Origin of the sequence: Neisseria sp. HMSC068C04, assembly GCF_001810105.1 — a bacterium.
GTDB lineage: Bacteria > Pseudomonadota > Gammaproteobacteria > Burkholderiales > Neisseriaceae > Neisseria > Neisseria flavescens_B.
Genome location: NZ_KV799997.1, coordinates 83,942 through 97,861 on the forward strand (window position 1 = coordinate 83,942; position 13,920 = coordinate 97,861).

Here is a 13,920-nt window from a genome sequence, read left to right on the forward strand (position 1 = left end):
AGGGATACGCCCGAAAAACTTCAGGCTGCCTGAAACATCGGGCAGCCTGAAAAAAGGGTCAACTAAAACGCGGCCTTATTCGCTCAAGAGCGCAATGTCGGCAACTGCGTTCATTTGTTCTGCCAAGCGGTTCAGCAAGTTCAAACGGTTTTGTTTCACGGCGGCATCTTCGGCCATCACCATCACGCCGTCGAAGAATGCGTCGACTTGCGGTTTGACGGAAGCCAGCTCGGACAAAGCAGTTTGGAAATTGCCTTCGGCAACGGCGGCGGAGATTTTCGGCTGTAAACCTTGCGCGGCGGCGTACAGGGCTTTTTCTTCGTCCTGTTGCAGCAGACTTTCGTTAACCGCACCCAACTCGGCATCGGCTTTTTTCAACAGGTTTTGTACGCGTTTGTTGGCTGCGGCCAATGCGGCGGCTTCGGGCAGCTGTTTGAACGCGGCAACTGCCTGCAGTTTGGCCACTACGTCGTCCAAACGGCGCGGCTGTTTCGCCAATACAGCGGCAACGATGTCTTGCGGATAATCGTTTTGCAGCAACACGGCCAAACGCGCCTGCATGAAATCGGCGGTTTCAGACGGCGTTTTCTCGTTGAGCAAACCTTGCGGGAAGCTGTTGAAGGTCGTCTGAATCAGTTCGTTTACGTCCAAACCGTACTGCATCAGCATCCGCAAAATACCCAATGCGGAGCGGCGCAGGGCGTATGGGTCTTTGTCGCCGGTCGGAATCAGGCCGATGCCCCAAATGCCGACCAAGGTTTCCAGTTTGTCGGCCAAAGCAACGGCGGTTGCCACTTTGCCGTTCGGCAGGTTGTCGCCGGCAAAACGCGGTTGGTAGTGTTGCTCGATGGCTTCGGCGATTTCTTCGGTTTCGCCGTCCAAGCGGGCATAGTATTTACCCATAGTGCCTTGCAATTCTGGGAACTCGCCGACCATTTCGGTTACCAAGTCGGCTTTGGCCAAACGTGCGGCACGCTCGGCTGCGGCGGCATCCGCACCCAACGCTTTGGCGATATGGGCGGCAATACTTTGCAGACGCTCGATGCGCTCGGCTTGCGAACCGATTTTGTTGTGGTAAACCACGCTGGACAATTTCGGCAGGCGGCTTTCCAAAGTCGCTTTTTGGTCTTGTTTGTAGAAGAACTCGGCATCAGACAAACGCGCGCGCAATACGCGTTCGTTGCCTTGAATGATGTGTGACGGGTCTTCGGTTTGCAGGTTGGACACCAGCAGGAAGCGGTTCATCAGCTTGCCGTTTTGGTCGAGCAGCGGGAAGTATTTTTGGTTTTGCTGCATGGTCAGAATCAAGCATTCTTGCGGTACGGTGAGGAAGTGTTCTTCAAAACCGGCTTCCAATACCACAGGCCATTCGACCAATGCGGTCACTTCGTCCAACAATGCTTCATCGGCGGCAACGGTCGCGTTCAGACGGCCTGCTTGTTCGTTCAAGGCCGTCTGAATGGCGGCTTTGCGTTCGGCAAACGAGGCTTCTACTTTGCCTTGCTCGCGCATTTGTGCGGCGTAGCTGTCGGCATTTTTGATGGCGATTTCGCCGCTGGAAAGGAAGCGGTGACCCAATGTTTTGTTGCCGCTTTGCAGACCCAAAACGCTGACGTTTACGATGTCACCGCCGTGCAGCACGATCAGGCTGTGTACAGGGCGCACGAAGGTAAATGTGCTGCTGCCCCAACGCATGACTTTAGGAATCGGCAGTTTTTTCACAGCGGCATTGATGATGTCTTCCAAAAGCTCGCCCAGCGGTTTGCCGGTTTGGACGTATTCGTAGGCATACACGTCTTGCTTGCCGTCGTTGATGACGGTCAAGTCTTCGATTTTCGCACCCGCACCGCGCGCAAAACCTTCCAAAGCCTTAGTCGGCGCACCGTCTTTCATGGCATTTGCCACGGCCGGGCCTTTTTTCACGATTTTTTGGTCGGCTTGAACGGCTTTCACGTTTTTGACTTGAACGGCCAAACGGCGCGGAGAAGCGTAGGCAGTGTATTCGGCTGCGCCGTCAATCAGTTGCGCCTTTTCCAAGCCTTCGGCAACGGAAGCGGCAAAATGGTTGCCCAGATTATTGAGGGCTTTTGGCGGGAGTTCTTCAGTGAGAAGTTCGATTAAAAGGGTTTGGGTTGTCATGTGCTTATCGTTAAATAGGAAATTGGTTGGCGTCTGAATACGGCATCATGCGGTTTTCAGACGCAAGGTTAATTGAATTGACGGCGATTTTATCATTTTCAGACGGCCTGTGGCTGTCTTTCACAAACAATTTGCCCGATTTTCAAGCAACTTCGTACGCAACGTCTTCAATTTGCGGCGCGGATATACGGCAAACCACTGGTTTCGTCGTATTCGGGAATGTCATTTCCGGCAAACAGCGCACCGGCCAAACGCACGGCTGCACCGGTCACGGCAGGAGAAATCATAAAACCGTGGCGGAACAGGCCGTTGACTTCAATCAGGCGGCGTTCGCGGTTGAAGCGGATTTCGGGGTTGTGGTGGTTTAAAGTTGGGCGCAGGCCGGTGGCCAGTTCCAAAAGGTTCGCCTCGCCAAATGCCGGATGCACGGCGTACAGCGCGGACAAAAGTTCCAAACCGGAACGCACGCTGGCCGGCGCTTGGCTTTCACTTTCAATTTGGGTCGCACCAATCACAAAAATATGGTTTTCCTTCGGCGCGATATACAAAGGATAGCGCGGATGCAGCAGGCGCACGGGGCGGGACAGCTCGATTTCGGGTGCGTAAACGCGTGCCACTTCGCCGCGTATGCCGCGTAAAACACTTTCAGACGGCCTGTTCCACGCGCTCTTTGCACCATAACCGCGGCAGTCGATTATCCAATCGTATTGCGCCGCCAAATCTTCAACTTCACGTTCGCACGACCAATGGCACGCCACATTCATTGATTCCAAAGCATCAGCAAGCGCATTCAATACTTGCCGTCCGTCCAGCTGCCCTTCAGTCGGCAGATACAGGCCGTCTGAAAACCGCCCGGCCAGTTGCGGCTCGTTTGCTGCGATTTCATCCGCGTTCCAACGTATGGTTTCATGTTCCGCCACGCCGCCGCGCTTCAAATGACGGGCGAACTCGGCAGAAAGCGGCTTGTCCTGCGTGTGCCAAACAATCAGGCTGCCGTTTTCCTGCATCATCACCGGCGCATTCAGACGGCCGACAATCGCGCGCCAAAGCGCAATACTTTGTTTGCCCAAACGAATGACTTCGGGCGTTGCCTCCACTGCTTCGGCAGACGGCGCCAGCATAGCCGCGGCAACATAAGCGGCGGCTTGCGCGCCGTCGCGTTCGCCTTTCTCAAACAACTCGACCGAAATGCCCTGCTCCGCCAGTTGGAATGCCATCAAACGGCCAGAAAGACCGCCACCGAGTACCGCAACCTTAGACATCAGTTTCTCCTTGTTTTTAATATATAAATAAGCAGCATATTTTAGAACTTGTTTTGCTGTATCACAATATCGACAGAAAATTAGAACAGTTTTGGCAGATCATGCTCAAGCTAAATCAGTAATAAGCAAACAAAAATTCTCCCTCCATCCCCGACAGTTAACCGCTTCAAGCTGCCAATCAGCTTTTATAAAAATATCCTCTTTACATAAAACCTACTATAATGCCATCTTTTGATATATTTACATTCACTCAGCATCATTGCACCTGTTGATTGGTCCTGAAGCACCTATTTGATTTTATAAGGAATAATGATGAAAAGCTTGGGCAGTACTTTATTTATCCTCGGCGTATTGGCATTCGGTTTGAATTATATGAACGCCGTACCCAAAGTTTTAGCCTGGATTTACGAATGGGGCGAAGATACCGCCCTATGGATTAAAGCAGGCATTACGGGCAGTGGTGCGTTACTGTGGTTAGCAGGCAACTTCCTTGAAAAACCTGCAGAGGCAGAAGCAGAACAGGAAGAAGAATAAATACCATAAAAGGCCGTCTGAAAAGTTTCAGACGGCCTTTTTTATATCTTCGGCAAAACAGTACCTACTTTATGTCCGAAAGTATGCCTTAATCGGATAAATTGCTTGTTCATTACTCCACGCGTCGAAGTTGACTTTTGTGGATATAACCCTGAATCGAAACATGATGACCATACTCGTTTTTTTCTGTGTAAGCCCCCTGATTGTCATACAAAAGCCAGTCGCCTTTTCTTAAAGACGGGACAATTTGTACATAAGTACCATTAGGAAGCGTTTTAATGATTTCGGCTTGTCCGATCGGTCCTTTGAAATAGTCGATACTGCGGACGTTTGCCGATCCGTCAGGGCTGGCGACAACATAATTGTGCACGATAAAGCCTTGGCTCTGATGGACGTAGCCTGTACGGTGCCCGTCTAATTGAATATGAAACCATTTACCCTGTTTACTGAGTATTTTATGTTTTTTGCTTTCATAATCCAGTACGGTCATGATTTTGCTGCGTGTATCAGGCGCGGAACGGACGTTTGCAGAGCCATCGCATTCGGTATAAGGCAAAAAGTAATCAGCGGCTTGGGCTGCAGCCGACGACAGTAAAACCGTTAAAAACAGTGCTATTTTCTTCATGGTTGGTTTTCCTTATATGTTTAGAGTGAGTTTGTTGTGGCGGTAAATTGTGTTGCCGTGCAGGCTTTTGACGCCGAATACGCCCACCTACTTATCCGAACTTCACTTCTACCCCGAATACTTCCTGCCATAGTTTTCGCACATTGCCGTAGTGGGTCAGCAATTCGTCCGTTACTTCGGTTTTTTTGGCATCGCGCAGTTTGGTATTGTGTTGCTGCTGGCGGTAGAAGCGGTAGGCGGTGCGGCTTTGTTCGGCGAGGGTTTTGTCGATGAGGCCGCAGTCGGCGGCGATGTTCAACAGGGCGATGTTGCCGTAGTTGTCCAAGAGTTGCGGATACTGGCGGGCATGGGCAAGTATCAGATATTGGACAATAAATTCGACGTCGACCACGCCGCCGCGCGCGTATTTGACGTTGCTGTCAACCGGCGGATGGGTGGGGAACATTTTTTCGCGCATTTCGATGATTTCGCCTGCTAAAACGGTTTGGTCGCGTTCGGCAGTCAGCATTTCGGCGCGGATGCGGTCGAAGGCCGTCTGAACATCAGGCGTGCCACAAATAAATCGGGCGCGGGTAAGGGATTGGTGTTCCCACGTCCATGCGTTTTCGCGCTGGTATTTTTCAAAGGCGGCGATGCTGTGTGCAAGGAAACCTGCATCACCGTTGGGGCGCAGGCGCAGGTCGGTTTCGTAGAGGCTGCCTGCACCGGTGGCGGCGGAAAGCCAGTTGGTCAGGCGGCGGGCAAGGCGGCTGTACACGTCGCCTGCATCGGGATGCGGATCGTCGTAAAGATAGACCAAGTCGAGGTCGGAGGAATAGCTGAGCTCTTTACCGCCCAGTTTACCGTAGCCGATGATGGCGAATTGCGGCGTGTCGCGGTGTTTTTTGGGCATATCCGCCCACGCGCATGACACGGCGGCGGCGAGAATGGTGTCGGCCAAGGCGGAGAGTTGGTCGGAAAGTGATTCAACCGTCCACAATCCGGCAAGGTCTTGAACGGCGAGGCGGAAGACTTGGGCGTGTTGGAAGCGGCGTAGGGTGTCCATTTGCGCTTCAATGTCGCCGCCGCAGGCTTTGAGGTCGTTTGAAAGCGAGGCGGCAAGTGCCGGCCAGTCGAACGCAGTATCCAAAAGCTGGGCGCTGATGAGTTCGTCCAGCAGAATCGGGTATTTGCTCAGATACGCCGCCACCCATGAGCTTTGGCTCATGATTTGTGCTAAATGCGCCAAGGTTTGCGGATGTTCGTTGAGGAAGGCGAGATAGGCGGAGCGGCGGCTGATGTTTTCGAGGAAGTCAAACAGCCGCATTAATGTATCGGTCGGGTTGGGTTGCTCGGTTGCCGCCTGTACCAACAACGGCACAATCGCGTCAAAACGCGGCTGGGCGTGTGCGGAAAGGTGGCGGTATTTATGCCCATTGCGGATTTGATCGAGCCGCGTGGTGATGGTTTCGGCATCAAACCCATATTCTTTCAGACGGCCTAGCCGTTCTTCTTCATCGGGTTTTTCCTGCCATGCCCATTGCCATTCGCTGTTGCTTTGCGTTTGTTCTTCGGGTTCGCTCAAGATTTCGTTGAACAACTGATTGACTTTGTTCCGATGAACATTGAGGCCGTCTAAAAAGGCGGCGTAGCTGTCGAAACCCATGCTTTCGGCGAGCAGTTGCTGCTGTTCGGGCGAGGTAGGCAGGGTTTGGGTTTGCTGGTCATCCCAGTATTGCAGGCGGTGTTCGACGTCGCGCAGGAAGCGGTAGGCGGCAAGCAGGGTTTCGACGTTTTCAGACGGCATGATGCCCAGCTCGGCTAGCTTTTTCAGCGTTTCCTGCGTGCCTTTCAGTTGCAGCGCACGCATTTGGCCGCCGCGTATCATTTGGAAAATCTGGGCAATAAATTCGACTTCGCGGATGCCGCCTGCGCCGAGTTTGATGTTGTCCGCCATGCCTTTTTTGCTGACTTCGCTGCGGATTTGGCGGTGCAGGTTGCGCATTGCTTCATATGCGCTGTAATCCAGATATTTGCGGAACACAAAGGGGCGCACCAGCGATTTGATGTCGTTCGGATACGGCGTGACCACACGGCCTTTGCACCACGCATAGCGTTCCCATTCGCGCCCCTGCGTAATCAAATATTGCTCCAGCGCGGTTTCGCTCAATACCAGCGCGCCCGAATCGCCGTCCGGCCGCAGCCGCATATCGACGCGGAACACTTGCCCATCGGCGGTAATGTCGTTCAGCAGCGCAATCAGTTTCTGCCCGACTTTGGTGAAAAACTCCTGATTACCGCGTTCGCGCCTGCCGTCGGTATCGCCCGATTCGGGATAGATGAAAATCAAATCGATGTCGGAAGACACGTTCAACTCATAGCCGCCCGCCTTGCCCATCGCCACCACGCTCAAATGTTGCGGCGATTTGGTATAACGCCCGATCGGCGTGCCGTACATGTCCTGATAATAGGCGTAGGCAAAGTCCAACGCAGTATTGACGGCAAAATCGGCAAACAGCGTAATCGTGCGGGTCACTTCGTTCAAATCGCTGATGCGGTTGATATCGCGCACGATAATCTGCGACACGACATAACGGCGCAACTCGCGCAACTGCCGCGCCAATTCCTCCTCGTTTTCTTCCGTGCGGATTTTGTCCCAGTCAGCAAAGGCTTGAAAATCAGCTTCGGTCAACACCTTATCCAGCATGGGCAGGAAAATTTCGGGCTTGAGTTTACCGGAATCAAGGTTGCGGGCGAGAAAAAGGGAATAACGGCGGGCAGTATCGAGGCGGTTCATAATCTTTGCCTGAATAAACAGAAAAGACCATCATAGCAAGGTTTCAGGCCGTCTGAAACCCACGCTTTCCCCTATCCGTGCAATCGGCTAAAATACCAACCTTTACAACCCCCACATAAGGAAACCGCCATGACCCGTATGGTTCACTGCGTCAAACTCGGCAAAGAAGCCGAAGGCATGAAATTTCCGCCGCTGCCCAACGAATTGGGCAAACGCATTTTTGAAAACGTTTCCCAAGAAGCATGGATGGCTTGGACTCGTCACCAAACCATGCTGATTAACGAAAACCGCTTGAGCCTTGCCGATCCGCGCGCACGCGAATACCTCGCCCAGCAGATGGAACAATACTTCTTCGGCGACGGCGCAGATGCCGTACAAGGCTACGTTCCGCAAGAGCCTAAATAAGCATTGAAAAGCCAAGGCCGTCTGAACCCAATTTTCAGACGGCCTTTAAAATTCCCGATTGCCCCGCATATTAGGCAAATAGAACAGATAAATCATACAAACCCATGATTCTCTGTTAAAATCCAAATTTCATTCATTTTCAATCCATACTGGAGCAAACGCCATGCAAAACGACGTTTACGACTATACCTCGCAAGGCTCGGTTGCCAAAAATACCGTCCTGCAAAAAACCTACCGCCTGCTCGGCCTGTCTTTCATTCCTGCCGTTGCCGGCGCGTTCTTTTCCGCCAAAACAGGCTTTAACATTTTCTCCATGTTCGGTTCATATTGGATTGCCCTGGCCGCCTTCTTCGGCTTCTTCTACGGCATGACCTTCCTGATCGAGAAAAACCGTTACAGCAACGTCGGCGTAGCCCTGTTGATGATCTTCACTTTCGGCATGGGCCTTGCCATCAGCCCTATGTTGCAATACGCCTTAGCGATTAACAACGGCGCGCAAATCGTCGGTACGGCCGCCGCCATGACCGCCGGTGTATTCTTCACCATGTCCGCCATGGCACGCCGCACCACAATGAACATGAACAAACTCGGCAGCTTCCTCGGTGCCGGTGCGATCGTGCTCATGATTGCCGTTGTGGCCAACATCTTCCTCAACATCCCAGCCCTGAGCCTGACCATCGCGGCCGGCTTCGTTGTCTTCAGTTCCCTGATGATTATGTGGCAGGTGCGTGCCGTTATCGACGGCGGTGAAGACAGCCATATCAGCGCGGCGCTGACCATCTTCATCTCCATCTACAACATTTTCAGCAGCCTCTTGAGAATCCTCATCTCTATTAGCGGTGACGACTGATAAAGCCGCAAAGGCCGTCTGAAATTTCAGACGGCCTTTTTGATTTTTGACATCACCTGCAAACTCCCCTATCCTGAACGTACACAAATCCCATTCCCAACTCAAAATGACCACGACCACTCCGCGCCGTGCCGTGTACGCAGGCAGCTTCGACCCTCCCACCCTCGGCCACCTGTGGATGATACAGGAAGCCCAATCCCTCTTTGACGAACTCATCGTCGCCATCGGCACCAATCCCGAAAAGCGCAGCACCTACACCATAGAAGAACGCCGCGCCATGCTCGATGCCATTACCCACCCGTTCCCCAACGTCCGCATTAGCGTGTTTGAAAACCGCTTTTTGGTCGATTATGCCCGCGAAGCCAACGCCAATTTCATCGTCCGCGGCATCCGTTCCGCCGCCGACTACGAATACGAACGCTCGATGCGCTACATCAACAGCGACATTGCCCCCGAAATCTCCACCGTTTTCCTGATGCCGCCGCGCGAAATCGCCGAAGTGTCCTCCACCATGGTCAAAGGCTTGGTCGGCCCACAAGGCTGGCGCGACATGATAGGCCGCTACCTCCCCGACCCCGTCTATCAAAAAATCCTGCAAGACCACGAAACAAACGCATAAAACAAAGGCCGTCCGAACATTTCAGACGGCCTTCCAATTTCCATTGATTATTTACGGGCGGACATCAACGCCTGCAGGTTTTGATTCAACGTTTCCATGTCCAACCAGCCGGCGGCAATAAACAGCATCAAAATCACCGTACCCACGCACAACACGCCGATACCATACAACAGATAGCCCACCAAAACACGGCCTACCGTTGCATTCCCCATCCACATCAAACCGCGTACCTGCACCACAAAAACCCAAGCCTGCCACAACAGCGCAAACGCAGCCAACGCCGGTACATACAACACCAGCAACAGCGGCAGCAGCAAAGCCTCAGACACCAAAATAAAGCCCCACAAAGGCAGCCGGGGCGCACCGTAATAATGCAGCACCTTGCGCATCGAGCGGCTCAACACCAACCATTTCACAATTACCAAAATTACCGACAGGCACACCGCCGCCGCGCCGCTGCCAAACAAAGGAGACATGCTGGCCGCGTTTACCACACCCAAAAGCAGCAGCACCGCCGCCATCACCAAAGGCGAATACAAATACGTCTCCGGCGAACGATAGCGCAAACGCAAAACATCCCACATATCACGAACAAACACATACAGCATGGCATAAATCCAAAGCAAAAAAGTCGATTGTATCTTAGGCCGTCTGAAAATCAAACCGGCAAACCTAAAAACCGCCAATTAAAACGAAAAATAATTCAATACAAAACAAAATCTTAATTTACCGCCTCAAAAATAAAGCCTACAAATGCTTGCACAAGGCAACGAAATTTGGTTTAATTCACATCTCGCAACGAAACACGCGAAGGCCAGATAGCTCAGTTGGTAGAGCAACGGATTGAAAATCCGTGTGTCGGCGGTTCGATTCCGCCTCTGGCCACCACCAACCGCCTTGAAGCGGTTATTTTTTTATCTATACGATTTGCACGCCATACTTAGCGCAAATCCCGTTCCAGACCATGCGTCCCGATTTCCACACAAGGCCGTCTGAAAAATTTCAGACGGCCGTTGTTTATGTTGGCATGGCATAAAAATCCGCTTCACCGCCCCATTCCGACAGAATACGGTGCTTCCATCCAAATCGGCTGAAACCTTCGCGAACATACTGAATATGAATAAAGTTCAAGGCCGGTCGGTTTACTATATAATACTGTCCAAACCAACCATAACTTACTCATTGCAGGGAAGATAATGAAAAAAGTGCTGATTGTGCATTACTCGCAAACGGGACAGCTCTCCAGCCTGGCGCGAAATTTTGCCGCGCCGTTGCAAACAGCCGGCGTACAGGTTGATTGCGTCAATATCGTACCGGAGCAGGCATTTCCGTTTCCGTGGCCGTTTTGGCGTTTTTTCGATACCTTTCCTGAAACCGTCCATTTAAAACCCGCCCCGATTCTGCCGCCGCAAATCCCATCCGAAGATTACGATGTGGTGGTCATTGCCTACACCGTTTGGTTCCTCTCTCCTTCGCAACCGATGACCGCCTTTTTGCAACGCGAAGAAACGCGCCGGCTGCTGGACGGCAAACCGGTGATCACGCTTATCGGCTGCCGCAATATGTGGCTGGGCGCGCAGGAAAAAATGAAATCTTTGCTGAAACAAAACGGAGCCAAACTCATCGGCAACATCGTAAAAATCGATGCCTGCAACAGCGCGGCAAGTTTCATTACCACGCCCGCATGGATGCTGACCGGCGACAAGCGCTATTTCCGCTCCCTACCCTCTGCCGGCATTACTGAAGAAGAATTGGCGGATGCGGCGCGGTTTGGTACGAAATTGCGCGATGCACTATTGAACCAACAACCTTTGGACGAAACCCTGTTTCAAAACATGGGCGCAGTGACGGTCAATGAAAAACTGATTTTCAGCGAACGCGCCGCCGGTCGTAGCTTCTTCGTCTGGGGCAAGCTTTTGATGGCGGCAGGCCGTATTTCTCCGCTTTTGCGCCGTGCGCTGCTGTGCTTCTACATCGTCTTTTTATTGGCGATGATTTTGGTGGTTTTACCCATCAGTGTAATTTTGAAAAAACTGCTGCATCCGCTGCTCAAAGACCGTCTGAAAAAGCTGGCGGATTATTATGAACAACCGTCAGGCAGATAATCTGTTTCAGACGGCCTCAAACTAGGAATCCATCATGCCCGAAGTTATCTACTACCCCGAACGCCATCGTTTTCAAATCGATATTGACGGTTTGGAAGCAGGCTACATCAGCTATACCGAACACAACGGCGGCTGGGACATAAACCATACCGTGGTCTCGCCCAACTTCCGTCATCGCGGCATTGCCAAACTGCTGGTGAGCACGCTGATGGAGTACGCCGAAACACACCACATCCCGTTGACTGCAAGCTGCGACTACGCGGCACGGTTTATCGGTTGATTATTTTGACAAACACATCATGACATCGAATAACACACTCAAAGACGTTTATCTCAACCGCGTTTCTGCCTTCTTGCCCAATGCCCCCGTCGGCAATGACGAAATGGAAGCCGTCCTCGGCATGGCAGGCGATGTGCCGTCACGCGTGCGCCGTATGATTTTGCGTTCCAACGGCATTTTGTCACGCCATTACGCCATCGACCCCGAAAGCCGCCGCACGACGCACACCAATGCCGAATTGGCTGCCGAAGCGGTCAACGGTCTGTTTGCCCAAGGCGTTCCTGCAGAAGCCATCGGCAGCCTAGCCTGCGCCACTTCCTATCCCGACCAAACCATGCCCGGACACGGCGTGATGGTGCACGGTTTGCTGGATATGCCGCCTTGCGAAGTGTTCAGCATGGCAGGCGTATGCGCGGCAGGTATGGCGGCGATGAAACACGCTTACAACGCCGTGCGTACCGGAGAACACGCACATGCGGTTTCCGTTGCTTCCGAAAACGCCTCGGCGGTCATGCGCGGCGAAGTGTTCCAAAGTGAAACCGACCATAAAAAACTGGAAAACGCTTCCCCCGAAATCGGGTTTGAAAAAGACTTTTTGCGCTGGATGCTGTCTGACGGCGCAGGCGCGGTGTATCTGTCCGACCGCCCCAATTCAGACGGCTTCAGCCTGAAAATCCATTGGATAGACCTGCTTTCCTACGCCAACGAAATGCCGCCCTGCATGTATGCCGGCGCAGAATTCCGCGACGGCGTATTTGAAGGCTGGAAACACGCCGATGCCGATTACGGCCGCCGCCACAGTCTGATGGCAGTCAAGCAGGACGTCAAACTGCTGAACGAAAACATCGTCCGCTATACAGTGGAAAAACCCCTCTCCCAAATCGCCGCCAAACACGGCATCCGCGCCGAAGAAATCGATTGGTTCCTACCCCACTACTCTTCCAGCTTTTTCCGCGACCGCCTTTCAGACGGCCTAAAAAACATCGGCTTCGACATTCCGCAGGAAAAATGGTTTACCAATCTGCACAGCAAGGGCAACACGGGTTCGGCCTCGATTTACATCATCCTTGAAGAATTTATGCGCACTTTCCCCATCGAACACGGCCAAAAAATCCTGTGTTACGTTCCGGAAAGCGGACGCTTTTCAACATGTTTCATGCTTTTGGAAGCAGTAAAGGCCGTCTGAATGAAGATTGACGACATCCCTCAAGATAACAGCGCCAGCTACCACGGCCACCGCAAAGTTATCTACGGCACCCGCGACGGCCACTACGAAGCGGCCACCAGCAACGGTTGGCAGGATGAAGCCTACGCCACCGAAATGGCGGTGTGCGAACTCGATGCCCAAACGCAGGCCGCGCGCGAAGCCGTCGAAAAAGGCGAATATTCTCCGCTGTACTACCATATGTTCCGCTGCCGTTATGATGAAACCGGCTTGGCCATGGCGGCAGGCGTATGGAAATGGCAGCTTCGTCGTCATTTCCGTCCCAAAGTGTTCGCCAAACTACCGGCCAAAACCCTGCAAAAATACGCCGATGCCTGCCAAATCAGCATAGACGACCTCAAACAAACCGATATTTAAAGCCCCTCATGATTACCCTGCATTCGCTCGACCAATCCCGCGCTCTGCGCATTGTTTGGCTGCTTGAAATCCTCGGTACGCCTTACCGCCTGCAAACCTACCGCCGTCATCCCGACACTTTGCTCGCCCCTGACGAACTCAAAGCCATCCATCCCTTGGGCAAATCGCCTCTATTGGATGATGACGGCTTTATCTTGGCGGAAAGCGGCGCGATTACCGACTATCTGATTCAAACCTACGGTAACGGCCGTCTGATGCCCGAACGCAGCAGCCGCGAATACTGGCAATATCAACGCTGGCTGCATTATGCCGAAGGTTCGCTGATGCCGTTATTGCTGCTCGGACTGGTGTTCCGCCGGATTGAAAGCGCGCCCATGCCGTTTTTCGTTAAACCGATTGCCCGCAAAATCAGCGGCAGCGTCAAAAGCAGCTTTATCCATCCGCAAGCCGCCCTGCATCTTTCCCACGTCGACAGCGAGTTGGAAAACCGCGAATGGTTGGTCGGCAACAGCCTCAGCGGTGCCGACATCATGATGAGCTATCCGCTACAAGCCGCGGCCGACCGCTTCGACTTTGCCGACTACCCCAATATCCGCGCCTATTTGCAGCGCATCGAAGCGCATAAAGCCTACCGCCGCGCCGTTGAAAAAGCAGGTTCGCCTTTATTGAAACTCGACCAATAAAACAAGGCCGTCTGAAACGTTTTCAGACGGCCTGAAACCTTGGTTCACTTATCGAATAGC

At 52.7% G+C, this 13,920-nt stretch carries 14 protein-coding genes and 1 tRNA gene; 10 read left to right on the forward strand and 5 right to left on the reverse strand.

Features of this window, described 5'->3' with window-relative positions:
* Nucleotides 1-75: 75 nt before the first annotated feature.
* The gene (glyS, locus tag HMPREF2700_RS09885; RefSeq protein ID WP_070591817.1) at nt 76-2,139 is read right to left on the reverse strand and encodes a glycine--tRNA ligase subunit beta; all 2,064 of its coding nucleotides are present in this window, start codon (nt 2,137-2,139) and stop codon (nt 76-78) included.
* A 167-nt stretch (nt 2,140-2,306) separates the two neighbouring features.
* Nucleotides 2,307-3,401: an FAD-dependent oxidoreductase gene (locus tag HMPREF2700_RS09890; protein ID WP_070591820.1), complete on the reverse strand. Its 1,095-nt coding sequence runs from the start codon at nt 3,399-3,401 to the stop codon at nt 2,307-2,309.
* Between the two features lie 312 nt (nt 3,402-3,713).
* Here HMPREF2700_RS09890 and HMPREF2700_RS09895 point away from each other — a divergent pair, with 312 nt between their 5' ends.
* Complete coding sequence (locus HMPREF2700_RS09895; protein ID WP_070591823.1) at nt 3,714-3,935, forward strand: cell division protein; 222 nt, start codon at nt 3,714-3,716, stop codon at nt 3,933-3,935.
* Nucleotides 3,936-4,047: 112 nt separating this feature from the next.
* Here the strand turns inward: HMPREF2700_RS09895 and HMPREF2700_RS09900 are convergent, their stop codons facing one another.
* Entirely contained in the window at nt 4,048-4,560 is a 513-nt protein-coding gene (locus tag HMPREF2700_RS09900; protein WP_070591825.1) for an SH3 domain-containing protein, read from the reverse strand.
* A gap of 91 nt (nt 4,561-4,651) precedes the next feature.
* Nucleotides 4,652-7,336, reverse strand: coding sequence for a bifunctional [glutamate--ammonia ligase]-adenylyl-L-tyrosine phosphorylase/[glutamate--ammonia-ligase] adenylyltransferase (glnE, locus tag HMPREF2700_RS09905; RefSeq protein ID WP_070591827.1), 2,685 nt, complete (start codon nt 7,334-7,336; stop codon nt 4,652-4,654).
* A gap of 129 nt (nt 7,337-7,465) precedes the next feature.
* On the opposite strand from glnE, the gene HMPREF2700_RS09910 reads away from it, so the two are divergent.
* The 3 genes from HMPREF2700_RS09910 (at nt 7,466) to coaD (ending at nt 9,210) form a co-directional block, all read left to right on the forward strand.
* Nucleotides 7,466-7,741, forward strand: a complete 276-nt coding sequence (locus HMPREF2700_RS09910) for an oxidative damage protection protein (protein ID WP_003682648.1) — start codon at nt 7,466-7,468, stop codon at nt 7,739-7,741.
* 163 nt (nt 7,742-7,904) lie between these two features.
* Entirely contained in the window at nt 7,905-8,591 is a 687-nt protein-coding gene (locus HMPREF2700_RS09915) for a Bax inhibitor-1 family protein (RefSeq protein WP_070591830.1), read from the forward strand.
* 106 nt (nt 8,592-8,697) lie between these two features.
* On the forward strand, nt 8,698-9,210 hold the full coding sequence (coaD, locus tag HMPREF2700_RS09920; protein ID WP_003684656.1) for a pantetheine-phosphate adenylyltransferase: 513 nt from the start codon (nt 8,698-8,700) through the stop codon (nt 9,208-9,210).
* Between the two features lie 47 nt (nt 9,211-9,257).
* Here the strand turns inward: coaD and HMPREF2700_RS09925 are convergent, their stop codons facing one another.
* Nucleotides 9,258-9,818 carry a hypothetical protein gene (locus HMPREF2700_RS09925; RefSeq protein ID WP_049351626.1) on the reverse strand — a complete coding sequence of 187 codons (561 nt, stop codon included), beginning with the start codon at nt 9,816-9,818 and terminating at the stop codon, nt 9,258-9,260.
* Nucleotides 9,819-10,022: 204 nt separating this feature from the next.
* Here HMPREF2700_RS09925 and HMPREF2700_RS09930 point away from each other — a divergent pair.
* The 6 genes from HMPREF2700_RS09930 (at nt 10,023) to HMPREF2700_RS09955 (ending at nt 13,860) form a co-directional block, all read left to right on the forward strand.
* Nucleotides 10,023-10,098, forward strand: a tRNA-Phe gene (locus HMPREF2700_RS09930).
* Between the two features lie 308 nt (nt 10,099-10,406).
* Entirely contained in the window at nt 10,407-11,315 is a 909-nt protein-coding gene (locus HMPREF2700_RS09935) for a hypothetical protein (protein ID WP_070591832.1), read from the forward strand.
* A 34-nt stretch (nt 11,316-11,349) separates the two neighbouring features.
* Complete coding sequence (locus HMPREF2700_RS09940) at nt 11,350-11,595, forward strand: GNAT family N-acetyltransferase (RefSeq protein ID WP_070591834.1); 246 nt, start codon at nt 11,350-11,352, stop codon at nt 11,593-11,595.
* Between the two features lie 19 nt (nt 11,596-11,614).
* On the forward strand, nt 11,615-12,781 hold the full coding sequence (locus HMPREF2700_RS09945; protein ID WP_070591837.1) for a beta-ketoacyl-ACP synthase III: 1,167 nt from the start codon (nt 11,615-11,617) through the stop codon (nt 12,779-12,781).
* A complete protein-coding gene (locus tag HMPREF2700_RS09950; RefSeq protein WP_070591840.1) occupies nt 12,782-13,177 on the forward strand; it encodes a DarG family dialkylresorcinol biosynthesis protein in 396 nt (131 codons plus the stop codon). It abuts the gene before it with no gap.
* An 8-nt stretch (nt 13,178-13,185) separates the two neighbouring features.
* Entirely contained in the window at nt 13,186-13,860 is a 675-nt protein-coding gene (locus HMPREF2700_RS09955) for a glutathione S-transferase family protein (RefSeq protein ID WP_070591842.1), read from the forward strand.
* Nucleotides 13,861-13,920 lie beyond the last annotated feature (60 nt).